General features: G+C 62.9%; 29 protein-coding genes. 11 read left to right on the plus strand and 18 right to left on the minus strand.

Going from position 1 to position 23,815, the window contains the following annotated elements:
* Positions 1-155 precede the first annotated feature (155 nt).
* From APH44_RS22570 to APH44_RS29850, 7 genes are all read right to left on the minus strand, one after another.
* Positions 156-533 (minus strand): Rho termination factor N-terminal domain-containing protein, encoded by a 378-nt coding sequence (locus tag APH44_RS22570; RefSeq protein WP_054894629.1) that lies wholly within the window; start codon positions 531-533, stop codon positions 156-158.
* Between the two features lie 17 nt (positions 534-550).
* On the minus strand, positions 551-979 hold the full coding sequence (locus APH44_RS22575; RefSeq protein ID WP_054894630.1) for a hypothetical protein: 429 nt from the start codon (positions 977-979) through the stop codon (positions 551-553).
* 27 nt (positions 980-1,006) lie between these two features.
* Positions 1,007-1,966, minus strand: coding sequence for a lysylphosphatidylglycerol synthase domain-containing protein (locus APH44_RS22580; protein ID WP_054894631.1), 960 nt, complete (start codon positions 1,964-1,966; stop codon positions 1,007-1,009).
* Positions 1,966-3,168 (minus strand): cardiolipin synthase ClsB, encoded by a 1,203-nt coding sequence (gene clsB / locus APH44_RS22585; RefSeq protein ID WP_054894632.1) that lies wholly within the window; start codon positions 3,166-3,168, stop codon positions 1,966-1,968. Before clsB ends, APH44_RS22580 begins: the two co-directional genes overlap by 1 nt.
* Positions 3,165-3,938, minus strand: a complete 774-nt coding sequence (locus APH44_RS22590) for an endonuclease/exonuclease/phosphatase family protein (RefSeq protein WP_054894633.1) — start codon at positions 3,936-3,938, stop codon at positions 3,165-3,167. Before APH44_RS22590 ends, clsB begins: the two co-directional genes overlap by 4 nt.
* Positions 3,935-4,879 (minus strand): DUF72 domain-containing protein, encoded by a 945-nt coding sequence (locus APH44_RS22595; RefSeq protein WP_256216455.1) that lies wholly within the window; start codon positions 4,877-4,879, stop codon positions 3,935-3,937. Before APH44_RS22595 ends, APH44_RS22590 begins: the two co-directional genes overlap by 4 nt.
* A gap of 75 nt (positions 4,880-4,954) precedes the next feature.
* Positions 4,955-5,098 (minus strand): hypothetical protein, encoded by a 144-nt coding sequence (locus APH44_RS29850; RefSeq protein WP_156343782.1) that lies wholly within the window; start codon positions 5,096-5,098, stop codon positions 4,955-4,957.
* Between the two features lie 300 nt (positions 5,099-5,398).
* Between APH44_RS29850 and APH44_RS22605 the strand changes: the two genes are divergently transcribed.
* The gene (locus APH44_RS22605; RefSeq protein WP_054894636.1) at positions 5,399-5,794 is read left to right on the plus strand and encodes a low affinity iron permease family protein; all 396 of its coding nucleotides are present in this window, start codon (positions 5,399-5,401) and stop codon (positions 5,792-5,794) included.
* Between the two features lie 29 nt (positions 5,795-5,823).
* Here the strand turns inward: APH44_RS22605 and APH44_RS22610 are convergent, their stop codons facing one another.
* Together APH44_RS22610 and APH44_RS22615 are read right to left on the minus strand one after the other, a co-directional pair.
* Entirely contained in the window at positions 5,824-9,951 is a 4,128-nt protein-coding gene (locus tag APH44_RS22610; protein WP_054894637.1) for a CheR family methyltransferase, read from the minus strand.
* A 76-nt stretch (positions 9,952-10,027) separates the two neighbouring features.
* Positions 10,028-10,255 (minus strand): hypothetical protein, encoded by a 228-nt coding sequence (locus tag APH44_RS22615; RefSeq protein WP_054894638.1) that lies wholly within the window; start codon positions 10,253-10,255, stop codon positions 10,028-10,030.
* A 221-nt stretch (positions 10,256-10,476) separates the two neighbouring features.
* Between APH44_RS22615 and APH44_RS22620 the strand changes: the two genes are divergently transcribed.
* From APH44_RS22620 to APH44_RS29395, 5 genes are read left to right on the plus strand one after another with little or no spacing between them, the layout of a single operon-like run.
* Entirely contained in the window at positions 10,477-11,013 is a 537-nt protein-coding gene (locus APH44_RS22620) for a chalcone isomerase family protein (RefSeq protein ID WP_054894639.1), read from the plus strand.
* A 2-nt stretch (positions 11,014-11,015) separates the two neighbouring features.
* Positions 11,016-11,552 carry a DUF3833 domain-containing protein gene (locus APH44_RS22625; protein ID WP_054894640.1) on the plus strand — a complete coding sequence of 179 codons (537 nt, stop codon included), beginning with the start codon at positions 11,016-11,018 and terminating at the stop codon, positions 11,550-11,552.
* Positions 11,549-11,854 carry a DUF6482 family protein gene (locus APH44_RS22630; protein WP_054894641.1) on the plus strand — a complete coding sequence of 102 codons (306 nt, stop codon included), beginning with the start codon at positions 11,549-11,551 and terminating at the stop codon, positions 11,852-11,854. The genes APH44_RS22625 and APH44_RS22630 overlap by 4 nt, the downstream gene beginning before the upstream one ends.
* A gap of 8 nt (positions 11,855-11,862) precedes the next feature.
* Positions 11,863-13,389, plus strand: coding sequence for a cryptochrome/photolyase family protein (locus tag APH44_RS22635; protein WP_054894642.1), 1,527 nt, complete (start codon positions 11,863-11,865; stop codon positions 13,387-13,389).
* Positions 13,386-13,568, plus strand: coding sequence for a DUF2256 domain-containing protein (locus APH44_RS29395; protein ID WP_082420897.1), 183 nt, complete (start codon positions 13,386-13,388; stop codon positions 13,566-13,568). The genes APH44_RS22635 and APH44_RS29395 overlap by 4 nt, the downstream gene beginning before the upstream one ends.
* Here the strand turns inward: APH44_RS29395 and APH44_RS22640 are convergent.
* The 7 genes from APH44_RS22640 to APH44_RS22670 form a co-directional block, all read right to left on the minus strand.
* Entirely contained in the window at positions 13,506-13,994 is a 489-nt protein-coding gene (locus APH44_RS22640) for a DUF2878 domain-containing protein (RefSeq protein WP_054894643.1), read from the minus strand. The two genes, APH44_RS29395 and APH44_RS22640, sit on opposite strands and share 63 nt — an antisense overlap.
* Positions 13,994-15,256, minus strand: a complete 1,263-nt coding sequence (locus tag APH44_RS22645) for a cyclopropane-fatty-acyl-phospholipid synthase family protein (RefSeq protein WP_054894644.1) — start codon at positions 15,254-15,256, stop codon at positions 13,994-13,996. The genes APH44_RS22640 and APH44_RS22645 overlap by 1 nt, the downstream gene beginning before the upstream one ends.
* On the minus strand, positions 15,231-16,040 hold the full coding sequence (locus tag APH44_RS22650) for a DUF1365 domain-containing protein (RefSeq protein ID WP_054894645.1): 810 nt from the start codon (positions 16,038-16,040) through the stop codon (positions 15,231-15,233). Before APH44_RS22650 ends, APH44_RS22645 begins: the two co-directional genes overlap by 26 nt.
* Positions 16,037-17,284 carry an NAD(P)/FAD-dependent oxidoreductase gene (locus APH44_RS22655; RefSeq protein WP_054894646.1) on the minus strand — a complete coding sequence of 416 codons (1,248 nt, stop codon included), beginning with the start codon at positions 17,282-17,284 and terminating at the stop codon, positions 16,037-16,039. Before APH44_RS22655 ends, APH44_RS22650 begins: the two co-directional genes overlap by 4 nt.
* 3 nt (positions 17,285-17,287) lie before the next feature.
* A complete protein-coding gene (locus APH44_RS22660) occupies positions 17,288-18,043 on the minus strand; it encodes an SDR family oxidoreductase (protein WP_054894647.1) in 756 nt (251 codons plus the stop codon).
* Positions 18,040-18,462 carry a nuclear transport factor 2 family protein gene (locus tag APH44_RS22665; RefSeq protein ID WP_054894648.1) on the minus strand — a complete coding sequence of 141 codons (423 nt, stop codon included), beginning with the start codon at positions 18,460-18,462 and terminating at the stop codon, positions 18,040-18,042. The genes APH44_RS22660 and APH44_RS22665 overlap by 4 nt, the downstream gene beginning before the upstream one ends.
* Positions 18,463-18,563: 101 nt before the next feature.
* On the minus strand, positions 18,564-19,010 hold the full coding sequence (locus APH44_RS22670; RefSeq protein WP_054894649.1) for a PAS domain S-box protein: 447 nt from the start codon (positions 19,008-19,010) through the stop codon (positions 18,564-18,566).
* A 153-nt stretch (positions 19,011-19,163) separates the two neighbouring features.
* On the opposite strand from APH44_RS22670, the gene APH44_RS22675 reads away from it, so the two are divergent.
* The 3 genes from APH44_RS22675 to APH44_RS22680 all read left to right on the plus strand — a co-directional run bounded on the left by APH44_RS22675 (position 19,164) and on the right by APH44_RS22680 (position 20,987).
* Positions 19,164-20,051: a MerR family transcriptional regulator gene (locus APH44_RS22675; protein ID WP_054894650.1), complete on the plus strand. Its 888-nt coding sequence runs from the start codon at positions 19,164-19,166 to the stop codon at positions 20,049-20,051.
* 78 nt (positions 20,052-20,129) lie between these two features.
* The gene (locus tag APH44_RS30145) at positions 20,130-20,291 is read left to right on the plus strand and encodes a hypothetical protein (protein ID WP_172964774.1); all 162 of its coding nucleotides are present in this window, start codon (positions 20,130-20,132) and stop codon (positions 20,289-20,291) included.
* A 171-nt stretch (positions 20,292-20,462) separates the two neighbouring features.
* Positions 20,463-20,987, plus strand: coding sequence for a hypothetical protein (locus APH44_RS22680; protein ID WP_054894651.1), 525 nt, complete (start codon positions 20,463-20,465; stop codon positions 20,985-20,987).
* Positions 20,988-21,077: 90 nt separating this feature from the next.
* On the opposite strand, the gene APH44_RS22685 is transcribed toward APH44_RS22680, so the two are convergent.
* Complete coding sequence (locus APH44_RS22685) at positions 21,078-21,311, minus strand: PLDc N-terminal domain-containing protein (protein ID WP_054894652.1); 234 nt, start codon at positions 21,309-21,311, stop codon at positions 21,078-21,080.
* A gap of 13 nt (positions 21,312-21,324) precedes the next feature.
* On the minus strand, positions 21,325-22,527 hold the full coding sequence (locus APH44_RS22690; protein WP_054894653.1) for a zinc-dependent alcohol dehydrogenase: 1,203 nt from the start codon (positions 22,525-22,527) through the stop codon (positions 21,325-21,327).
* Positions 22,528-22,775: 248 nt separating this feature from the next.
* On the opposite strand from APH44_RS22690, the gene APH44_RS22695 reads away from it, so the two are divergent.
* Both APH44_RS22695 and xth read left to right on the plus strand, forming a co-directional pair.
* A complete protein-coding gene (locus APH44_RS22695) occupies positions 22,776-23,018 on the plus strand; it encodes a hypothetical protein (protein WP_054894654.1) in 243 nt (80 codons plus the stop codon).
* Complete coding sequence (gene xth, locus APH44_RS22700) at positions 23,015-23,812, plus strand: exodeoxyribonuclease III (protein WP_054894655.1); 798 nt, start codon at positions 23,015-23,017, stop codon at positions 23,810-23,812. The genes APH44_RS22695 and xth overlap by 4 nt, the downstream gene beginning before the upstream one ends.
* The last annotated feature ends 3 nt before the right edge of the window (positions 23,813-23,815 follow it).

Consider the following 23,815-nt stretch of genomic DNA (forward strand, 5'->3'; position numbering starts at 1 on the left):
TCCGCAAGTCCTGCGTTCGGCCTCCTGAAGTCGCGGAGGTACGGGTGGTGCCTGGGCTGGCGTAGCTGTCGCTCGTGAGGTATGAGGCTGGATTCTTGATTGGTAACGGCAACGGCAACGGCACTGAGATTGCCCTGTAAGAACGCCGGTGCGGCTCAAGCCACTTTGCGTAAGGCCTCGATCAACTCTCCCTTGCGCATGGTCGAGCGACCGGCGATGTGCTGTTTACGCGCACGGTCCATCAACTCGGCCTTGGTCATGTCCTCCAGCTGTTGTCCGGAACGGGGCACGCCATGCTTCGTCGCGACTGCGCGCCGGGCCGAGGACTCCCGTGCCTTGGCCTTGGCCGTCGGGCTTTTCCGTTGCCCCGAACCGCCGTTGCGCTCACCGCCTCCGGACTGCTTGTTGACCGTGGCCCAGGCGCGGGCTTCGGCTTCGTCCTTGGACACGCCCTTGGCCTCGTAGCTCTGTTCGATATGCTCGGCCTTGCGCTTCTGTTTATCGGTGTACTTGTCTTTTTCTCCACGTGGCATGGTCGTTCTCCTCTACGTCAGTGGGTCTGCCAGACACCGTTGCTGCGTTCGCAATCGCTACGCGCCTGGCCCAGGCTGGGGGTGTCGTAGTAGTAGGTGATGATCCGCGCGTCCTTGGGCACGGTGGGGCGGGTGGAAGGCTCGTTGCGCCCCGCGGCATCGGGGTTGGCCAGGGTTTCCTGGGTCAGCGGTGCGATGCAGCTGCCGACGCTGCCGTCGGCGCAACGCTCGATCCGGCGTTTCTGGCTGTTGAGCATCTCCTTGCTTTCGTTGCTGCACGACCAGGCAATCGCTTCGGCCGGCATGTTGGCGTAGCTGTAGCAGGTGTGCTGCTGCACCGGTTTGACCGCCTCGCTGGATGAGCGCGTGACTACGTCGCAGCCTTCGGCCATTGCCTGGCCGCTGGCCAGGGTGGCCAGTAGTGCAATACATGGAACGATCCGCATGATGTACCTCCCGGGCCCCACGGCCCATCAGCGCTTGTCGAGGGCTGGCTCGACCTGTCGGCGCAAGGCCTTGGCGCGTTTCTCGAGGATCAGGTAGGTGACCACCGCCAACAGCAGCGGGATCAAGTAGTACAAGGTTCGATAACCCAGCAACGCGGCCACCAGCGTGCCCTGGCCGAGCTGGCCATGGAGCAGGGCGAGGAACACGGCCTCCAGCACCCCAAGCCCGGCGGGAATATGGGCGACCACGCCCGCCACGCAACTGATCAGCAACACACCCAGCACCGAGGGATAGAACAGCTCCGGTGGCAGCAGCAGATGGATCAACGCCGCCATCAACGCCCAGTTGCTTGCACCCAAGGCCACCTGGCACAACGCCAGGCGCAGGCTCGGCAGGGTGACTTCATGCCCGCGCAGGTCCCACGTGCGCCGCTTGGCGAAGGCGCAGGCGAACAGGTAGGCCAACGCGACCACGACCATCAACACGCCGATCAGCCGCAGGCCGCCAGCGCCTACCGTCCAGTTCTCCGGCAGCTTGACCAAGCCCAAGGCGAATACGGTGCCGGCCAACAGCAGGTAGCCCATCCAGTTGGTCAACAGGCCCAGGGTGAGGATGCGGGTGATGGTCGGGGTATCCAGGCCCAGCCTGCCGTACAGCCGATAGCGCAGGGCTACGCCACCGACCCAGGTGGTGAAGTTGAGGTTGAACGCATAACAGACGAATGCCACCGGCAGCACCTGCCGAGCCGGCAGACGGTGGCCGGTATAGGCGCGGGCGAGCAGGTCGTAACTGGCGAACACCAGGTAGCTGCACAGGGCCAGCAACAATCCCAGGACCAACGTCGAGGGCCGGTAGGCCCGCAGCGACTGGCTGACTTCGTTCCAGTCCAGGTTGCGCGCCAGGGTGAACAGCAGCATCGGGATCAATACCAGGAACAGCACGGTCAGCAGGCGTTTGCCCCAGGTCTTCCAGCGTGGCGTGGCCATCAGGTCTTGCCCTCTTGGTAGTCGGCCGGAGCCTCGCTTTCGCTTTGCAGCGACTGCAGGCGTTGCCGGTGTGCCGGGAACCAGCCGGCGATACGCGGGAAGTAGCGGGTGATATGGAAGCCCAGGAAGATCAAAGGGGCACGCCACCAGTAACCGCGCACCATGCGCTCCAGCGTCACGGCCTTGCAGTGCTCGCGGGTCAGTTCGCTCAAGTGTTGGTAGAGCATTTCGTTGAACGCCCGGTCGCGGATCAGCAGGTTGGCTTCGAGGTTGAACGACAGGCTCAGTGGGTCGAGGTTGCTCGAGCCCACCGTGGTCCACTCGTCGTCCACCAACGCTACCTTGCCGTGCAGCGGACGCTGGCAGTATTCGTAGATGCGCACCTCGTCGCGCAACAGGTAGTTGTAGAGCAGCCGGGAGAGTGCGCGGACCCAGCGCATGTCCGGTTGCCCCTGAAGGATCAGGGTCACCTCGACCCCGCGCCGAGCGGCGTTGCGCAGTTCGCGCAGCAGGCGGTAGCCGGGGAAGAAGTAGGCGTTGGCCACGACGATACGTTGCCTGGCTTCGCGCAGGGCTTGCAGATAACAGGCCTCGATATCGGTGCGGTGGCGCCGGTTGTCGCGCTCCACCAGCACGGCGCTGGCCGGGCCTGCGGCGATGTTGTTCGGCTGGACTCGGCTGGCGGCATCCAGCACGGGGGCGAGCATTCGGCAGGAGGACGCGTGCACCTGGCCCACTACCGGGCCGACGACCTCCACGGCGTAGTCCTGCTTGGCTTGTGGGCCGAAGTCGCCGAGGTGGTCGGCGCTGTAGTTGATACCGCCGATGAACGCGCGTTGTCCGTCGATCACCAGGATCTTGCGGTGCAGGCGACGGAACAGGTTGGTGCGCATGCCGGCCAATCGTGGTTGCGGATCGAACGAATGGAAACGGACCCCGGCCTCGGTCATCGAGGCGATGAATTCGTCGGGCAGGTCGGCGGTGCCGTAACCGTCCACGGCGACTTCGACCCTTACCCCGCGCCGGGCGGCGTCGATCAGGGCCTGGCGCAAGGCCTGGCCGACCTTGTCGTCGTAGATGATGAAGGTCTCCAGGAGTATTTCCTCGCGAGCCTGAGCCATGGCCTCGAGCACGCGCGGATAGTACTGCTCGCCGTTGACCAGCAACTGGACGTGATTGCCTTCGCTCCAGGGCAGCTTCATAGCGTCACCTGCGCCACCAGCGGGGCATGGTCGGAGAGGTGTGACCACGGGTATCTGGACAGTACCCGGGCGTCGCTGGCTTGTGCGTTGCGCAGGTAGATGCGGTCCAGGCGCAGCAGCGGCAGGCGCGCGGGAAAGCTGCGCGCCGGCTTGCCGAAGGCTTCGACCAGATGCCCCGAGAGCCGCACATCCGCTTTCAGGCGCCAGTCGTTGAAGTCACCTGCGACGATAACCGGCTCGTCCGAGGGCAGGCTGTCAAGCAACGCCAGCAGCAGGTCGACCTGCTGCTGCCGGTGCTCCTCGCGCAGCCCGAGGTGCACGCAGATCGCGTGCACCTGCTCGTGGCCCGGCACTTCGAGCTGGCAATGCAGCAGGCCGCGCTCCTCGTTGCCGTGAATCGTGACGTCAAGGTTGTCGTGGGCGCGGATCGGAAATTTGGACAGCAGGGCATTGCCATGGTCGCCATGGGGATAGACCGCGTTGCGTCCGTAGGCGAACTGCGGCCACATGCTGTCGGCGAGGAATTCGTACTGAGGTGCCGTCGGCCAGGTCGGGTGGCGCTCGGCATGCTGCTGATGGCTGCCGTGTACTTCCTGCAGGAACACCAGGTCGGCCCCGGTCGCGCGCACCGCCTCGCGCAGTTCCGGCAGGATGAAACGGCGATTGAACAGGGTGAAGCCCTTGTGCACGTTGAGGGTCAGCACCGTCAGGCGGTGCACGGCGGTCACCTTGTCGATGATGCAGCGTGGGGCAGGCAAGGTTCCGTTCATAGCGGCTCCTGCGGCTCGACGCCGGGCTCGGTCACCAGCTCGCCGTCAAGGCCGAGCTTGCCCAGCAGGCGGCGGGCATCGTAAGGGGCATGCACCTTCTGGTCGTTGTCGAAGTAGCAGTACACGTCACGGGAGGCGCGTTTGGCCGGCGCGCGGCGCACGACGCGCTGGGCATCCTCCGGCTGGCCGCCTGCCGCCCAGGCCTGGATACGCATGCGCCAGCGGCGCAGCGCGCTGGCGGTATAGCCGCTGCTGTAGAGCTCGACATCGCCATGCAGGCGCAGGTACATGAAGTCGGCCGTGACCTCCTCGACATAGGGCCATTTGCCCGCGCTGTCGGCGACCACCAAGGCGACCTTGTGTTTGCGCAACAGGTCGATGAACGTGTCGCAAAGGAAGCTGGGGTGGCGGATTTCCACGGCGTGGCGTAGGCGTGCGTTGCCCTTGATGGCAGTCCCACCGCTGCCTTGCAGGCGCTCGGCGGCGTCGCGGGCAAGGCGGCGGGCGGCCGAGCGGTCATGTGGAAGCTTGGCGAGAAAATCGCTGAACCGCTGCACGTCGAATTTCAGGTTTGGGGGAAACTGCCAGAGAAAAGGTCCAAGCTTGTCACCCAGCAGCAAGGGGCCCGAGGCGAAGAAGTTGGCCAGCGCTTCGTCGATCTCGCGAAGCCTGCGCACATGGGTGATATAGCGCGGCGCCTTGACCGAAAACACGAAATCGTCAGGCGTCTCGTCACGCCAGTGCTCGTAGCGTTCAGGGGTCTGCAGCGCGTAGAACGAGCCATTGATCTCGATAGTGTTGACTGCCCGCGAGGCGAACGCCAGTTCGTCGTCCTGACGCAGCCCCTTGGGGTAGAAGTCCTTGCGCCATGGGCCATAGCGCCAACCGGAAATGCCAATGCGGATCTCGCTCACCACTGCCCCCTGGGTTGATGTACTCATCAGTAGCGACCCGTGGCGGATCGAGAGGGTTCCAGCAGGATTGACGAGTGGCGCTACCTGCAAAGCGCCGTGCCTTCAGCCGTCGGATTGTTCTTCTGGAGGTACCTGGCCTTCCGGCCAGTCGGGTACCTCTTGTTGCGGGTCGGGCGCGGGTATCTTCTCGCCGGGATCGTGTGGGATTTCATCGACATAAGGATCTGGATGATTGGGGTCGCTCATGGTCGGTCTCCTGGGCAGGTAGGTCAGTCGCTTTTGTCAGCCATGAGGGGTCACCTCTGGTCGAACACAGGAAAGCCTGTGTTCAGTTGTGACCAGGGCGCGAGTCATCGCACTGCAAGGATTCTCGGATTTCCAGACCAGTTGCCTGAAGGACCGCGGGACAAACATTTAGCGGGCGAACAACAGCAGTACCGCGCGTGGCCTGCGTTGCGAGCAAGTTCGCCGGTGGGGCAAGAAAGCCGGAACTTTGCCCGTGCTGCGGGGCTCCACCGCATGCAGGAGCACACATCGAGGTAAACCATGAAATTCGATCGATTTGCCCAATGGTTGGCCAACCGCAGTGGACGTCCGATGACCTTCGCCATCGCACTAGTGCTCATCATTGTTTGGGGGGTGAGCGGGCCGTTGTTTGACTTCAACGATACCTGGCAACTGGTGATCAACACCTCGACCACGATCATCACCTTCCTGATGGTGTTCCTGATCCAGAACACCCAGAACCGCGACAACGACGAGTTGCACATCAAGATCGACGAGCTGCTGCGCACCACCAAGCGGGCGCACAAGGCGCTGCTGGACCTTGAGGACATGGGGCCGGCGGAACTGCATGCGCTGCGCAAGCATTACCAGCGGATGGGTGAGCACGACTCGGCAAAAGCGAGCCGTGATGCTCAGGAAAAGGACACGTCTGACTGAGCCTGGAAGGCGACACGGCAAGAGTCAGGTCAGTAGGGCACCGACCCGCACAGTGTCTCTATGGCCTCGACCAGTTCGTCATAGCCCACCGGCTTGTTCAGATGGCGATCGAAGCCTGACTGGCGTGAGCGGTACTGGTCGGCGCTGGCGCCGTAGCCGGTCAGGGCAATGGCCGGTGTGTAGCGCAGGTGTTCCAGGCCCCGTAGCGCCTTGATCAAGGCATGGCCGTCCATTATCGGCATGCCGATATCGGACAGGATGATCTCGTAGTGTCCGTCGGCGGCGGCCTCGAGCGCTGCTTGCGGGTCGCTGTAGGCCTCGACGTTCGCACCTTCCATCTCCAGCAACTGCTGCATGACCTCGAGGATTTCCTTCGAGTCGTCTACCAGCAGTACCTTGATACCGTCCAGGCGGCCGTCGCTGTCCTGCGCGGGCGCATCTGGCGGGGCCTGGTGCTCGGGTGCGGACAATGGCAGGGAGACTGTAAAGGTACTACCGCAACCAAGCCCCGGAGAATAAGCCGCCACCGTCCCGCCATGGGCCTCGACCAACTGGCGCACCAGCGACAGGCCGATGCCTAGCCCGTCGCGGTGGTTGCCGGACGACTGCGTGGCAGCCTGGGTGAACAGGTCGAAAACGCTTTCGAGGCTATCCGCGGTCAGGCCCACGCCCTGGTCGATCACCTCCAGGTGGGCTTGAGTGTCTCGCCTGGCGAGCGCCACGCGAATCTCGCTGCCTGCGGGGCTGAATTTCAAGGCGTTGTTCAGCAGATTCCAGATGATCTGTTCGAGCCGCGTGCCATCGGCATCGACGTAGACCGGCGCGCCATCGGCCGGCAACGCCAGGCGCACGGTGCAAGGATGCTGCTCGTTGAGCACCACCGCATGGATGCCCTGTAGCACTGCGCACAGGTCGATCAACTGGGTCTTGAGCTTGAGCTTGCCGGTGCGGATGCGGGCGACGTCGAGCAGGTCGTCGATGATCCGCGCCTGACTGGATACTGCGTCACAGATGATCCCGACAGCCTTGCTGGCGGCGCTGGCAGACTTTACCGCCGGCGAGCGACGCAGGATCTCGGCGTTGAGTTGGATCAGGTTCAGCGGATGCTTGAGCTCGTGGGACATGACGGCGAAGAACTCGTCCTTCATGTGGCTGCTGCTCTGCGACTCGGCCAGTTGCTTGCTCTGCTCGTCGTGCAGGCGCTTGTGGCCGGTGAGGTCTCGGGCGATCTTCACGTAGCCGCGCAGGCTGCTGCCCTTGAGGCGGGAGACCTCGCCGCTGCAATAGAAGCGACTGCCATCCTTGCGCACGTGCCAGCGCTCGTCCTGGCCGCGGCCATGGAGGCGGGCGCTGCGCAGCTCGTGTTCCGGCACACCGCTGGCCTGATCCTGTTCGGTGAAGATCAGCTGATAGTGCTGGCCGAGGACCTCGTCCTTGCCATAACCGAAAATCAGCGCGGCGCCGGTGTTCCAGTCGGTGATCAGACCTTGCTCGTCAAGCAGGATGATGGCGAAGTCATGGGTGCTCTCGGCCACCAGGCGCATGCGTTCCTCGCCCTGGCGCAAGCGTTCTTCCGCGGCGCGGCTCTGGCTGATGTCGATGAAGGTCAGCACGGTGCCATCGACGTTGCGCTCGCTGGCCCGGTAGGGCAGCAAGCGGGCCAGGTACCAGTGCTGGTTGTGGCCGACCACCTCGCGCTCGATGGTGGTCTCGCGCTCGACCACGGCACGGGCGTCGTCGGCCAGGCCGGGGTAGTCGAGACGATGGGTGATATCGAGTAGCGAGCGCCCGGTGTCCACCGGCAGCATGCTGAAAATGTCGGTGGCCCGTGGGGTGAACCAGCGGATGCACAGGTTACGGTCGACGAAGACCGTGGCGATGTCGGTCGAGGCGATCAGGTTGCTCAGGTAGTCGTTGACCTTGTCGGTCTCCTCGACCTTGGTCTTGAGCTCGTAGTTGACCGTCAGCAGCTCTTCGTTGATCGACTGCAGCTCCTCCTTGCTGGTTTCCAGTTCCTCGCTGGCCGAGCGCAGTTCCTCGTTGATCGCCTGCATTTCCTCGTTGGAGGCGGTCAACTCCTGGCTGGAAAACTCCGATTGCTCGATGGTTTCCTGCAGTTGCAGCCGCGTGCGGTGCAGTTCGCGCTCCAGGTTGCTCAACACCATGCCTTCGGACTGCTCGACGGCTGCGTTGGTGCTGGCGCTGCTATCGACTTCTACCGTCTGGAACACCACCAGCAGGCAATCGGTACCACTGGGGTCGTCCTGGTGCGGCTGGATCAGGATTTGCACGGTAGTGGGCTGTTCGTCGAGGTTGACCGCGACACTGCGCGAGGTCACCGCCTGGCCGCTGCCTTGCGCTTGCAGCATGGTACTGCGCAGGGCCGGCCGCAAAGGCGCGATGATCAGGCTGAGCAGGTTGTGGCTGAGCTCGCCACCCGCATGGCGCAGGAAGCGCCCGACACCGTCACTCATGTGCAGGATATTGCCCTCGCTATCGACCACCAGGCTGGGCGGCGTGCAGCGGGCGAGTGCGCGGTGGTGGATCTCGGCGTAGGACAATCGGCGAGTGCTACGCGCGCGGGCCGGTGGCGCGAGCGCAGGCTCCGGGGCCTGCAGGCGCGGCGGATGGCTGGTGGTCGGCACTTCTCGGGCGCGGAAGATACGGTTGCGTTTGTCCACGGCGACGAACAGCTCGGCCGCAAGGTCAGTCGACTCGGAGCTACCAAGGAATAAATGGCCGCCTGGACGCAGGGCGAAATGGAACAGACGCAGGATATCGCGCTGCACCTCGCGGTCCAGGTAGATCAGCAGGTTGCGGCAGACGATCAGGTCAAGCTGGGAGAACGGCGGGTCGGATAGCAGGTTGTGACGGGCGAACAGGACCTTTTCCCTGATTTCCTTGCGTACCCGCAAGTGCTGTTCTTCCTTGATGAAGAACTGGCGCAGGCGCGCCGGTGACACGTCGGTGGCGATGGCGTCTGGATACCGGCCGGCGCGACCGATAGCGATGGCGCGTTCGTCGAGGTCGGTGGCGAAGACCTGCACCTGGGCACTGCGCTGTTCCACCGCCAACTGTTCGGTCACCAACATCGCCAGGCTGTAGGCCTCCTCGCCGGTGGAGCAGCCCGCTGACCAGAGGCGTACCTCATGCGCGGACTCTTCGCTGGCATCCTTGTTGACCAGGCCGGGCATGACATGGCGCTGCAACGCTTCGAACGCTTCGCGGTCGCGGAAGAAATTGGTCACTCCGATCAGCATGTCGGCCAGCAGCGCCCGCGACTCCTCCGGATGGCGTTGCAGGAAGTCGAGGTAGCCGGCCAGTTCTGTCTGGCCGGTGACATGCAGGCGGCGTTCCAGCCGGCGCAGTACGGTGGCGCGCTTGTAATGGCTGAAATCGTGCCCGGTATCGCCTTGCAGCGTCAGCAGGATCTCATCCAGCAACGGGTCACTTGCCGCCGGGTCGCCTTCACGCTCTCCCAGTGGCGGCGGCAGGCTGTCGTCTTCGATTTCCGGCAGTTTCACCTGGCGCGCCGTGCGCCACAACTCGACCAGGCGCCCAGGCATTTCAGCCACCGGCAGCAGCAGGTCGACCATGCCGGTGGCCAGCGCCGCACGGGGCATGTCGGGGTGCTCGGCATCATCGGGTGCCTGCACCAGGGTCACGCCACCTTGCTCCTTGATGCGCGTCAGGCCTACGGCGCCGTCGCTACCGGTTCCCGAGAGCACGACGCAGAACGCATGGTCCTTGTGCACGTCGGCCAGATCGCGAAAGAACAGGTCGATGGCCACATGATCGCCGCGGCTGCGCTTGGCCGGAGTTACCCGCAGGTAGCCGTCGTTGGTGGACAGGCGATTGGCCGGCGAGATCACGTAGACATGGTTGCGTTCGATCGGCACCGGCTCGCTGACCTGGCGTACCGGCATGCGGGTGACAGCCTGGATGATCCGGTCGGCCTGGCTCTGGTGGTCCGGGGAGAGGTGTAGAACCACGACGAAGGCCATGCCGGAGTCGTCCGGGGCGTGCTGGAAGAAACGACGGATCGCCTCCAAGCCGCCGGCTGAGGCGCCGATGCCGACCACGGGGAAATCCAGGTGGCTGGGGCTGAGCGCCGAGTTGTGCGGCGAGGCGAGGGACGTTTTGCTGGACGACTTCATGGCATCAGCCTTGTACGGACTGGGAAATGGCCTGGGGCGAATCGCCGGGCACTGGGCGCAGATTATAGGTTGGCGCTCACTTTGGCGATGAGCGGTTGCCCTCGAGGAGGGCCAGATGCTCGATGGCCTCCTGATAACGCTCGGCTGCCTTGCGCCGGAGCCTTTGGTAATGGTCGAAGTCAAAGGCGTCGAGCCCGACGCCTTCGAGTAGGGCAAAGGCTGCGTGGTCGAGTTCATAGGCGCTGGCGAACAGCCGGCGATTCTGCTCCAGAGCGAGCTGTTGGCAGGCGCGGGTCGTGGGCATGGGAGCTCCGGTAGGCGAGGTGGTATTCAGACCTATGACTACCGCGCAGGCAAATAAGTGCGAACGTTTTGACCGGATGGCTCAACGGGCAGCTCTTTTCGATTTTGCGACCAACGACTGTGCCCGTGGCTTGGAGGCGAATGGAAAAATCTGTACATGAAGATGGAATATCTATACATCGTGCTATCTTTGTACAGTATTAGGCCGCGCTCGAGGTCAATATGGTTCACCCTGCTCGTTGGACGTGCCTGTTCCTGCTGATCGTTGCGTTTTCGGCGACGGCGGACTGGCGCTCGCAGTTGCCCGGAGCGCAGCGGTTGGGTGCGGGTGAGTTCACTTGGTTCGGCCTGCGTCTATACACCGCCCAGCTATGGACGCTGGGGCCGGCGCTGGACTGGAATCAGCCGTTCGCCCTCGAGCTTCTCTATCACCGGTCGTTGTCCAAGGACACGCTGGTACAGGCCAGCCTCGAGGAAATGCATCGTCTCAACGCTGGCGGCATTGCGCCACAGCAACGCTTGGCTTGGACCCAGGCGCTCGAAGCGGCATTCGTGGACGTGCGCCCCGGGATGCGAATTACAGGCTTGTACCTGCCGGGGCAGGGGTGCCGCTTTTACGTCGAGGGTGAATTGAGCCGCGAAATCACCGATCCGGCCTTTGCCCGGGCATTCTTTGCCATCTGGCTCGATCCACGTGCCAGGGACCCACAACTGCGTCAGCGCCTGCTCGGGCTGACTGGCAGTGAACGAGGACGCTGAACATGTACAAAGCACTGTTGCTGGCGTTGTGTCTGCTTCTGGGCAGCTGTGGCAATGTCGGGGTCGAACGCTATGCGCAGGAGCAGCCGAAGCTCGACCTGATGGCGTTCTTCTCGCGGCCGGTACAGGCCTGGGGGATGTTCCAGAAGCGCTCCGGTGAGGTGGTCAAGCGCTTTCATGTGCGCATCGATAGCCGTCGTGAAGGTGAGCATCTGATCCTCGAAGAACATTTTCTCTATAGCGATGGCACCCGTCAGGAACGCACCTGGCGGTTGGTGCCCGACGGCCCTGGCCGCTGGCGCGGAACGGCGGGGGACGTCATTGGTGAGGCGAGGGGGGAAGTGGCGGGTAACGCGTTGCGCTGGCGTTATCAACTTGACCTGCCTGTCGATGGGCGTAGCTGGCAAGTGGACCTGGACGACTGGATGTACCTGATGGATAACGACACCCTGATCAATCGCTCGAGTATGAGCAAGCTGGGCGTGGAAATCGGCCAGATCACCCTGTTCTTCCGCCGCCTCCCGGAGGGTACGCCGTGAACCTGATCACGCTTTTTCAATGGGTCTCGACCGGCGAAGCGAAGGCGCTGGAACTGCTGTCGCTGGAGGGCGGCTTCTACCTCCTGCGTGCCTTGACCGACGCTGGGCCCGTGACTCTGAACGATGCCCACGGGCAGCCCGCGCGCGTGCGCTCCACCACCGAGCTACGCCAGTTGCTGACGGGCCTGCCAGCTGTGCCCTGCACGCTGGTGCAGCACGTGGTGCATGATGAGATGTGCGGGCAACGTGACGGCCCCATCGAACCACTGCGGGTCCCGATAACGCTGGCCAGCCAGTGGTAGGCGAAACGATGCGCCTGGGCCTGGTGCTGGGTGACCAGCTGTCGTTCGACCTGGCGAGCCTGAGCGCTCTCGACCCTGCCCGTGACGCTATCTTGATGGCGGAGGTGGAGGGTGAGGCCCGGTACGTGCCGCACCATCCACTGAAGATCGTACTGATCTTCAGCGCCATGCGGCACTTCGCTCGCTGCCTGCGCGAGCGGGGTTGGCAAGTGCACTATGTCGAGCTCGATGCGGCAGGCAACAGCGGCAGCATCGTTGGCGAGTTGTGTCGCTGGCAACAGGCCTTGGGCGCTACGCAGATCCACCTGACCGAGTGCGGCGAGTGGCGTCTGGAGCAGGCATTGCGTGATGCCGGGTTGCCGCTGGTGTGGCACCGTGACCGGCGTTTTCTGTGCTCGCGCGAAGCCTTTGCGCGCTGGGCCGGCGAGCGGCGCCAACTGCGCATGGAGCACTTCTACCGTGGCATGCGCAAGCGCACCGGCCTGCTGATGGAGCTCGATGGCAGCCCGGCAGGTGGGGCCTGGAATTTCGATGCCGACAATCGCAAGCCGTTGCCGCGTCAGCTACGTGGCCCATTCGCTGCGCATTTTGCGCAGGACGAGATCACAGCAGCGGTACAGGCGCTGGTAGGTCAGCGCTTCAGCGATCACTACGGGGCCACCGACGGCTTCGACTATCCAGTAACTCATTCCCAGGCCCAGCAGCTCTGGCAACACTTTCTAGAGTTTGGCCTGGCGGCTTTCGGGGACTACCAGGATGCGATGGCCGAGGGTGAGCCTTACCTGTTTCATGCACGCATCAGTGCGGCGCTCAACATCGGGCTACTGGATGTGCGTTGCCTGTGTGAAGACGTCGACAGGGCGTGGCGCGAGCGGCGAGTGCCGCTCAATGCAGCCGAGGGGTTCATCCGCCAGTTGATAGGCTGGCGCGAGTACGTGCGCGGGATCTACTGGCTGCGCATGCCGGAATATGCCGGGCTCAATCACCTGGGCAACGAGCGCGCGCTGCCGGAATTCTACTGGACCGGGCAAACCCGTATGCGCTGCATGGCGCAAGCCATCGGGCAGACCTTGCGGCTGGGCTACGCACACCATATCCAACGGCTGATGATCACCGGCAACTTTGCCTTGCTGGCCGGTATCGTGCCAACGGCGATTTGTGAGTGGTACCTGGCGGTCTACATGGACGCCTTCGACTGGGTCGAGCTGCCCAACACGCTTGGCATGGTGATGCATGCCGACGGTGGCTACCTGGGCTCCAAGCCTTATTGTGCGAGTGGTCGGTACATCCAGCGCATGTCCGACCATTGCGCGTCCTGCAGTTACAGGGTTGGTCAGGTAACCGAGGAGGATGCTTGCCCGTTCAATGCTCTGTACTGGCATTTTCTGATTCGCCATCGCACCTTGCTGTCGGCTAACCCGCGGCTGGCTCTGGCCTATCGTGGGCTCGATGGCATGTCGGCCAGCCGTCGCGATGCCGTATGGCAACGCGGCCAGTCGTTGTTGGCGCGACTGGATGCCGGGCAGGCAATATGAAGAAGAGCCTGTTGCCCAGCAAAGTCTGTGTGGTGTGCGGCCGGCCGTTCAGCTGGCGCAAGCGCTGGGCGCGCTGCTGGGAAGAGGTGCGCTATTGCTCTGAGCGATGCCGCAGGTCAGCGCCACGCCGCCAGGCGCAAGAGCAGGGGCAAGGTGAAGGCCCAGATGGGCGCCAGTAGCAGGCCGGTTTCCAGCGTGCCCAACGGCAATCCCACCCCGGCCAGCCTGGCGCCCGCCAGGTAAGCCAGGGGGCCGCCGATTGCGCCTAGCAGTGCACCGAGCCGCCAGTCCCTGGCGATCCATGCCAGGCTGTGGCGCATGCCACTGGCCAGCACCAGCCACAGCAGTGCCAGCCACAGGGGCAGCGGCCAGGCATCGAACGCGAATACCCCCAGCGCTCCCAGCACCGTATCGAGCAGGCAGCCGGCCAAGGTAACGCGCCACAGGGCCTTGAACTCGCCGCTGACGTCCTGGCTCAGGCGCAGGTGCACGCCCAGGCCGAGGATCACCAGCAGCAAGAGCCAGGGCCGTTCGGCACCCAGTACGCAGGCCCACCAGCCGACCTGCAACCAAAGGGCATTGGCGACCAGCCTGCCGCCGTGCATCAGGCATGGCCTGGCAAGGGCGCACGACGTGCCTGGGGCGCGGCCAACAGCAGGTGGGCAACGCCGATGGCGCGCTCCTCGAAGCCGCCTTGGCAGTAGCACAAGTAGAATTCCCACAGGCGCTGGAACGTGTCGTCGTAGCCCAGGTCGGCCAGCGCCGTGCGTGCCTGACGCAGGTTTTCCCGCCAATGCTGCAGGGTGAGGGCGTAGTCCTGGCCGAAATCTTCCATATGTACAAGGTTCAGCGCGGTGTGCCGGCTGGCGGTATCGAGCATCACGCTCAGCGAAGGCAGGGCGCCTCCGGGGAAAATGTAGCGCTGGATGAAGTCCACCGAGCGCCGTGCCTGGTCGTAACGTTGGTCGCGAATGGTGATGGCTTGCAGCAGCATCAGGCCATCGGGCTTGAGCAGCGCGGCGCACTGGCGGAAGTACACCGGCAGATAACGATGGCCTACCGCCTCGATCATCTCGATCGAAACCAATTTGTCGAAACGGCCTTCCAGGTCGCGGTAGTCCTCGCGAAGTACCGTTATGCGCTGCTCCAGGCCCAGCGCCCGAACGCGCTCCAGGGTATGGCTGTACTGCGCTTCGGAGAGCGTGGTGGTGGTGACCTTGCAGCCGTATCGGGTGGCGGCGTGAATCGCCAGGGAGCCCCAACCGCAGCCAATTTCCAGCAGGTGATCGTCAGGGCATAGCTCAAGTTTCTGGCAGATACGCTCCAGCTTGTGCACCTGTGCGTGTTCCAGTGTCTGCCCGGGATGCTCGAACTGGGCTGCCGAATACATCATGGTGGGGTCCAGTAGTCGCTCGAACAGGGCGTTGCCCAGGTCGTAGTGCGCCAGAATGTTACGCCGGGAACCGCGCCTGCTATTGCGGTTGAGCTGGTGCAACAGCCGCAGGGCAGGGCGGCCGAGGCGTGCCAGGCCGCCCTCGAGCGCGTCGAGCACTTCAAGGTTGGCGACGAACAGGCGCGTCACCCGTGCAAGGTCCGGGCTGCGCCAATAGCCGTGAATGTAGGCTTCGCCAGCACCGATCGAGCCATTGCCAGCGATCAGGCTCCAGGTGGCGTCATCGAGCACCTCCACTTCGGCCTGCAACGGGCTCTCGGTATCGCCAAAACTCCACTGCTGGCCGTGGCACAGCAGGCGCAAGTGACCGTGGCGCAGCTTACCCATCCGGGCGAGCACGGCGCTTCGTGCCAGACCGCCGAGCAACGGCGCAAGGCCGGCGAACTTGCTAACGCTCAGGGTGTGATTCGACATCATTCGTGTCCTCGCAGGAGTGGCCGAGCGCCAAGTGATTCTGGCGGGCAGTGTGGTCATGGATGGGGGTGCGCTTGAACAGCAGGCGCAGTGCTTGCCAGTAGATAGCCGAGAGGGTGCGCAGGCTCATCCACGGGAAGGCCAGGATGTATCGGTGCAGACTGGCGCGGTCCAAAGGCTGGCGCTGCAAGGCGAGGTCTGCCTTGAACACCGTACGCTCGTGTTGGTGGTTCTCCATGTGGATACGTATATGTTGCGCATCCAGGGAGAAGCGAAAGCGATAGTCCATGTCCAGTGGCATGAACGGCGACACATGGAAGGCCTTGGCCACCGTGAAGGGTGTGCCGAGGTTGTCGTGCACCGGCAGCACATAGTGGAAGCGTTCACGCCAGGGGGTGTTTCGTACTTCCAGCAGGATCGCCGCCAGGTTCGCGTCGCGGTCATGGCAGAAATAGAAACTCACCGGGTTGAACGACAGCCCCCAGCAGCGCAGTTGCGTGAGCAGGTGGACCGGGCCTTCGGGCATATGCCCCGTGGCTTGGTGGACGATCAAGCGCGCGGCCTGTGCCAACGTGTGTCCCTGCTGGGTCAGTGCTGGCAGGTAGTCGGTCTGGCGAAAGCTGAGCGGTGCTAGGCGCCAGCGCCCTAGCCAGCGTGACAGGCTCATCAGCCAGGTTTGCTCGTCCAGATCCAGGTAGAACATGCCTGTTCGATAGCGGAACGCGTGGGCGCGCGGCGTCAGGCGATGGTGGCTGATCCAGCCCAGGCAAAGGCTGCTGTTCACAGTTGCACCCCGAAATGCGCGGCCACCTTCAGCGCACTGACCACACCGTCCTCGTGAAAGCCATTTCCCCAGTAGGCACCACAGAAGTAGCTGTGCTGCTGACCTTGCAGCTCTGACTGCCGAGCCTGCGCCGCGGATGCCGCGAGGCTGTATTGAGGATGGGCGTACTGAAAGCGGGCAATCACCTGCGCAGGGTCTATCAATGCGGTCTGGTTGAGGCTCACGCAGAAGGTGGTCGGTGCCTGAATACCTTGCAGGATATTCATGTTGTAGGTCAGCGCGGCGGGAGCCTCCTGTGGGCCTCCCAGGCGGTAGTTCCAGCTCGCCCAGGCGCGCTTGCGGCGCGGCAGCAGGCGGGTGTCGGTGTGCAGTACGACATCGTTACTGGCGTAGCCGATGGCCCCGAGCACGGCACGCTCCTGTGCGCTGGGGCTTTCCAGCATTGCCAGGGCCTGGTCGCTATGGCAGGCAAACACCACATTGTCGAAGCGTTCGGTGCCGGCCGCGCTCACCACGGTTACCCCACCTTCGTCGCGGCTGACCCGGTGAACCTTGCAGTCAAGGCGGATGTGGTCAGCGAAGGGGCGGCACAGTGGCGCGATGTAGCTGCTCGAACCACCGTTGATGACCCGCCACTGTGGACGGTGGTTGACCGACAGCAAGCCGTGGTTGCGACAGAAGCGGACGAAGAACTCGAGGGGGAAGTGGAGCATGTCGGCGCGGGACATCGACCAGATGGCCGATCCCATCGGCACGATGTAGTGGTCGATGAAGCGCTGCCCATAGCCCTGTGCCTGAAGGTAGCTACCCAGCGTGGTGCTGGCATCGATACGCTGGCTGTCCAGGTCGGACAGTGCCTGGCGGTTGAAGCGCAGAATATCCCGCAGCATTCCCCAGAAGCCTGGGGAGATCAGGTTGCGGCGTTGTGCGAACAGTGTGTTCAGGTCGTGGCCGTTGTACTCAAGGCCTGTGGCCGGGTCATGCACGGAAAAACTCATTTCGGTGGGCTGTGAGGTGACCTTGAGCTGGTCGAGCAGCCGAATGAAGTTGGGGTAGGTCCAGTCGTTGAACACGATGAAGCCGGTGTCTATTGCATGGCGCTGGCCCTTCCAGACCACATCGAGGGTGTGGGTGTGGCCACCGATCCAGCGCTCGGCCTCGAAAACCGTGACCTGGTGGTTGCGTGACAGCAGATGGGCGCAGGTCAGCCCGGCGATGCCGCTGCCGATGATTGCTATACGCATGAATCAACCTTCCTGTTCATGACGGGCGAGGCGTTGCCCCAGGGCCAGACGCAGGCGCGCCGGTAGCGCACCGAGCAGGCGCAATACACAGGTGAAAAGACCGGGGAAGTTGATTTCCACGGGGCGGTGGGGCAAGCGCCTGGCGATGTGTCGGGCGGCGCGCTGCGCACTCCACAGCTGCGGCATGGGGAAATCGTTGCGGCGTGTCAAAGGTGTGTCGACAAAGCCAGGGCTGATCAAGGTGACTGCGATACCTTCGCGAGCCAGGTCGATCCGCTGTGACTCCATCAAGTAGCGCACCGCAGCCTTGGAGGCGCCGTAGGCACCGGCGCGGGGCAATGCCAGCCAGGTCACCGAACTGCCCATCACCACCAGGTGAGGGCGCTCGCCCTTGCGAAGCAGGGGCAGTGCCGATGCCAGGCAATAGGCGACACTGAGCAGGTTGGTGCGCATCACGCGCTCGACCAGCGCCGGATCGAACTGCCCCGGCTCCAGGTATTCGCAGGTGCCGGCATTGAAAATGGCCATGTCCAGCCCGCCCCAGGCCTGCTCGATCCGCGCGGCGATCGCGGCGATATCCTCAGGGTTGCCAAGATCGCCGATGGCCAGCAGTACCTGCCCAGGAAACTGTTCGGCCAGGGGTGCAAGGCGATCGGCCTGGCGTGCGCCCAGGGCCACTTGATGGCCTTGCTCCAGGAGGATGCGAGCGAGCTCGGCACCGATACCGCTGCTGGCGCCGGTCAACCAGCAGCGGCTCATGCCAGCCTGCCTTTGAGCCAGCGAATGGCGCCGCCCATGATGGGAAGGTGTTCATAAATGAGGGCGCCGGCGTCGAAATAGTCCTGGTGAAAATGCACACGGTCGCGCCAGTGCAGGCAACTGCAACCTTGCAACGAGATCTGCCGCCCGCTGGCCAGGCGTGGGTGGCGGAACTGCAGGGTCCAGCGCAGGTAACCCTGTCCGGGACTCACCTCGTCGGCGCTGAGAAAGGCATAGCGGATATCGGTGGCGTTGGCGTACAGCTGCTCGAAATAGGCTCGCAGCGCCGGCAGGCCCTGTATGTGGTGCAGAGGGTCGCGAAAAGTAATGTCTTCGCTGTACAGGTTTTCCAGCGTGCCGAGGTTAGCCCCATCGAGGCTGGCGAAGCGCTCGGCGAATTGCTGTAGGTATGCTGACATGTGGGCTCCAGGAAATCCTGTACAAAATATATTTGTTGTACAGGTATAGCTGAAGCGCCGAGATTAATCTATACAGATTGAGGGTTGTGTATAGCTTTTTTTTAGCGCTCGTCCTGGCCGAGCTGGCGGCGCAAGCGGGCCACTTCGGCCTCGAGCTCGCGCACCTTTTCTTCGGCGCATACCTGCGCTGTCACATCGCGCTGGATGCCGATGTAGTAGGTCAGCTGGTCTGCCTCGTTGTACACGGGGGAGATGGATAATTCGTTCCAGAACAGGCTTCCATCCTTGCGATAGTTGCGTAGCACCTGGCGGCAGGGGCGGCCTTCACGGATCGCATCGCGGATGCTTGCGAGGGCTTCCTGGTCATGATTCTCGCCCTGCAGAAAACGGCAATCCTGATAGAGGATGTCGTCGGCGTAATAGCCGGTCAGGCGCTCGAAAGCGGGGTTGACGTAGATGAGGATGCTGTCGTTGCCCTCTTGCTCGGCAACGACGATGCCATCGTTCGAATGCTCGACCATCAGTTGAAGGAGTTTCGCGGTGATCATAGGGCCCACCTACAGGCGTTTTATATGCGAGATGCGCAGATTGCTTCTGTGTGGAAGACCTCGGCGCCGTTGTCTGCATGATGGACCATGGAGGCTCGCCGCAGAAAGTCCATATGAGTTTAGAATGCTCGATCTCCCGGATATTCTCTGATTATGACTGACACCACCCCACCCAATTTGCTACCCATGCGCGATGTGGTCAGCTTGACCGGCATCAACCCGGTCACGTTGCGCGCCTGGGAGCGGCGCCATGGCTTGATACGCCCGCAGCGCACCGAGGGCGGCCATCGTTTGTACACCGCCCGGGATGTGCAACGCATACGCGACATCCTGCGCTGGACTGCCAACGGCCTGCCTATCAGCAAGGTCGGCGACAGGCTCACCGGCCGGCCTGAGGCGCCAGTGCAGCAGGCCTCGGCCTTCGACGAATGGCGAGACGCTGTGGTGCGTGCATCCGAGGCATTCGATGCACAGGCGTTGGAGGGGATTCATGGCCAGTTGTTCACCCTGTTCCCCAAGACCTCCGTGCTGCGCGAAGTGCTGATGCCGGTTTGGTATGAGTTGGCTTCAGGGGCTGCTCCAGGCCGGCGTAGCCAATGGCTGTTTCTCGATACGTTCCTGCGTGCCCGCTTGCTGGCGCGTCTGCACTTGAATCAGATCCCCGCGCCGCGGGTGCTGCTGGCAAGCATCGAGGGGCTGGCTGAATTCGAGGTGCTGTGCGCTGGGCTGATGTTGAGCAGCGAGCAACAGCGCATCGACGTACTGGGCTGCGGGCAGTCGTTGGAAGAGTTGCCGTTGCTCTGCACCGCCATGCAGCCTGCGGCGCTGGTGATAAAAGTCCAGGCGCCGGTGAGCCCCGCCTTGGCCAGGCGCTTGCGTACCTTGCAGATGGACATTGCCTGTCCGCTGGCCTTGGTTGGCGAGGGGTTGGCTGATTCGCTGCATGCGTTGAGCGGAATCCCGTTATGCCTGCTGGACGAGGGCGGCGTTGACGCTGCGCGCAGGCTGAGTGCGTTGCACCGTGGCGCGCTTGACCTTTAGCGGGTCTGGGCTTCAAACATGGAACTTTGCCCCACGGATTGGCTTCCCTTGTTCAAAGGCCAAGCTGAGGAGAGCAGCATGAAGAAAGAGATCCAGACTCAAAAGCCGGGGACGCAGACCGGGACCCAGGGTGAGGAGGAGCGAGACAACGACGCCCATCGTCCGGACGGATCTACCGGTACATCACATGACTCGACGGCGCAAAAAACGGCCCGTGATCATGGTCAGCACAAACGCTGAAACTGCCACCCGACAGGGTTGAGGCTCGCCACGTTGGCGAGCCTCTGGGGCGGAGCAGGGAAATCGCAGGTGAGACGTCAATTCAATGGAATTCTCGGTCCCATCGCCTGTTCTACCGGACTCAGCTCCTGGCTCATCTCGTAGCTCGGACCCCACTTTCCGGAGCAGCGAATGCCTCGAATCATTACCCCAACCACTCCTGAACACGAGATCAACGAGCACAATGCGAGGATGTTCGGCTCTCCCAAGGAACGCCTGGACTTCTACCGCCGCGAGATCCAGTACGAAACCAGCATCCTGGCCAATCGCACGGATGCCTACCTGGCGGCGCAATCTTTCCTGGTCATCGCGTTCGTTTCTTCCATGGGCAACCTCAATCAAGGGTGGGGCGAAATGTTCACCCTGATCGTGCCGGCGTTCCTTGCCTTGCTCGGGGTATTGAGCTCGCTCAACGCCTGGCCTGGCATCCGGGCTGCGTACAACATCATCGATCACTGGCAGCTCAAGCAAAGCCACCTGCTGCGCAGCGAGCCGTTGATGGGGTTGGCCTACGACGAGTCGCCGCTGTTCTCCGAGGCAGAGACCTCGCGTGCAGGGCATCGAAAATCACTGCTGTTTTCGTTACGCACGCCGTGGATCTTTCTGGTCTTCTGGGTGCTGCTGGGGAGCTACTCGGTCTACATCCAACTGGCCTGAGCGCGTCGATCCTGGACGTTCGGTTCGAATATCCAGGGCTCGACGCGGGCTGAGCGGGCGAAGTGTGCCGCAGCGCCAACCTCCGCACCGTCAGCCTTTGCTGTGCTCGTCAGACGTGGGCCCAGTGCCTCGCTTGATGCCTCGTGGGCCAGCAACGCCCCAGATCCCCAGACCCACGAGCGGCAGCGCCAGGATCAGCAGGGCCCAAGCCGCTTTGACGGCATCCGTCTTGTCGCTCCTGAACACGCTGACGATGGCCCACAGGTCGATGAGTAGAAGAATTGCCGCCACGGCAATCCAGAAGTAACTGGCTAAACCGTTCATGACCTTGCCTCCTCTACACGTAGTCAGGGCCCAGGGTGCCCGCCGCAGCGCCTGGCACGAGGATGACCTTGCGGCAGTTGTCCTGCTTCTGATCGAATATCTTGTATCCCATCGCCGCCTCCTCGAGCGCCAGGCGGTGGGTGACGATCAGTTCCGGTTGCAGGCGTCCGGCTTCGATGTGCTGCAGCAGTTCTGGCAGGTATTTCTGGACATGGGTCTGACCCATCTTGAAGGTGAGGCCCTTGTCGAAGGCGTCGCCGAACATGAAGGCGTGGATGAAGCCGGCGTACACACCGGGGACGCTGACAACCCCGCCACGGCGAACCGCAGCAATGCTCTGGCGTAGCGCCTTGCCACTGCTGCCTTCGATTTTCAGCGCTGTCATCACCGTTTCTGCAGTGCTGCCCTTGGCCTCGAAGCCGACCGCGTCGATCACGGCATCCACGCCGCGCATGCCCGGTGTCTGACGGATGATGCTGTCTGCAGGGTCGTCGTCCTGCTCGAAGTTGATGGGTATGACTCCGTAGGCTTCCTGGGCATACGCCAGGCGGTAATCGTTGTCGTCGACCATGAAGATGGTCTGGGCGCCGAGCATCCGCGCGCAGGCAGCACTCAACAAGCCCACTGGCCCGGCCCCGTAGATGGCCACTGACGAACCCTGGCCGATGTCGGCATTGATCACCGCCTGCCAGGCGGTCGGCAGAATGTCGGAAAGAAACAGCACCTTGTCATCGGCAAGGTCCGTGGGCACTTTGAACGGGCCGACATTACCTTTCGGCACCCTGACATAGTCGGCTTGGCCGCCAGGGATACCGCCATACAGATGGCTGTATCCGAACAGGGCAGCTCCTGGGGGAATGCCTTTTTTGTTGATGATCGCGCCGCGCCCGGTGTTGGTAGTCTCGCAAGCCGCGAACAGATCGTGCTGACAGAAGAAGCAACTGCCGCAGGCGATCACGAAGGGGATCACGACGCGATCGCCGATCTTCAGATTGGTAACGGCGCTACCGGTGTCCTCGACGATACCCATGAACTCGTGCCCGAAAATATCGCCCGCTTCGGTTTGCGGGATTTTGCCTCGATAGAGGTGCAGATCGGAGCCGCAAATGGCGGTGGCGGTCACCTTGAGGATGATGTCGTCTTGTTCCTGGATGATGGGATCAGGGACGTTATCGACCCTGACGTCGTGTGCTCCGTGGTAGGTCAGTGCTCTCATGAGTGTCTGCTCCTGCAAGTGCATGTTTGCGTGGTAGGTATGCAGGGGAAGCCATGACAGTCAGCAAAGTTCAGGTGAGTAAGTCCGGTGGTACTAAATACTGACTCGCTAAATAGCGGCTTCTGTTCGATCGGGGTAAGCGGGAACAGGCTGCATCCGGCCAGCACCAGCGGTCCTGATCCAATGCTCATTGGAACGTTGCGCGCAGGGCGGGCTCTCACAAAGAGGGGTATAACGAGGCCGTCATCATGAGCATCGAACGCAGCATTCCTGAACTTGAAGCCTGGTACGCACAGTACGACGACGTCAGTTACCGGCGCGAGTCGCCGGATGCCTACCACCATGAACTGGTTCGCACCGCCGAGGCGCTGCGTGACGATGGCGCCATCGACTGGGATGACTGGCTGGCGCTTAAGGCGTTGGCCGATCAGGCCCATGTCCGGGCACTGGAAGACGCCGTCCAGGCCCACGTGAACGACCCTGACGCATGAAAGCGCTGAAGATTGCCACCTTCAATATCAATGGCATCCGCAGCCGCCTGCCCGCGTTGTTGGCCTGGCTGGCGCGGGAGCAACCGGACATCGTCTGCCTGCAGGAATTGAAGGCGGCTGATCAACAGTTTCCTCGCGAGGCGCTTGAGGCGGCGGGTTATGGCTGCCTTTACCAAGGGCAACCTTCTTGGAACGGCGTTGCAATCCTGGCGCGCGATAGCGAACCACTGGAGGTCCGTCGTGGGCTGCCCGGCATGGAGGACGATCAGCAGAGCCGCTATCTCGAAGCTGCGGTGCAGGGCGTGCTGGTGGGCTGTCTGTATCTGCCCAATGGCAACCCGCAACCCGGTCCGAAGTTCGAGTACAAATTGCGCTGGTTCGAGTGCCTGATCAAGCATGCCCAGGCACTGCATGGCAGCAGCCATCCCACGGTGCTGGCGGGCGATTTCAATGTCGTGCCGACTGACCTGGACATCTACAACCCACGTTCGTGGCTCAAGGACGCGCTACTGCAACCTGAGTCACGGGCGTGTTTCGAACAGTTGCTGGCGCAGGGCTGGGTCGATGCTGTTCGCCACCTGTACCCAGAGCAGCGCATCTACACGTTCTGGGATTATTTTCGCAATCACTGGGCACGCAATGCCGGACTGCGGATCGACCACTTGCTGCTCAATCCCGACCTCGCCCCCTATCTGAAACGGGCGGGTGTGGATGCCTGGGTACGCAACGAGGCCAAGGCCAGCGATCATGCGCCGGTCTGGATCGAACTGGGCAAGCGCCGCCAGCAACGTTAGCGG

Origin of the sequence: Pseudomonas sp. NBRC 111143, from assembly GCF_001320965.1 — a bacterium.
In the GTDB taxonomy this organism is placed as follows: Bacteria; Pseudomonadota; Gammaproteobacteria; order Pseudomonadales; family Pseudomonadaceae; genus Aquipseudomonas; species Aquipseudomonas machongensis.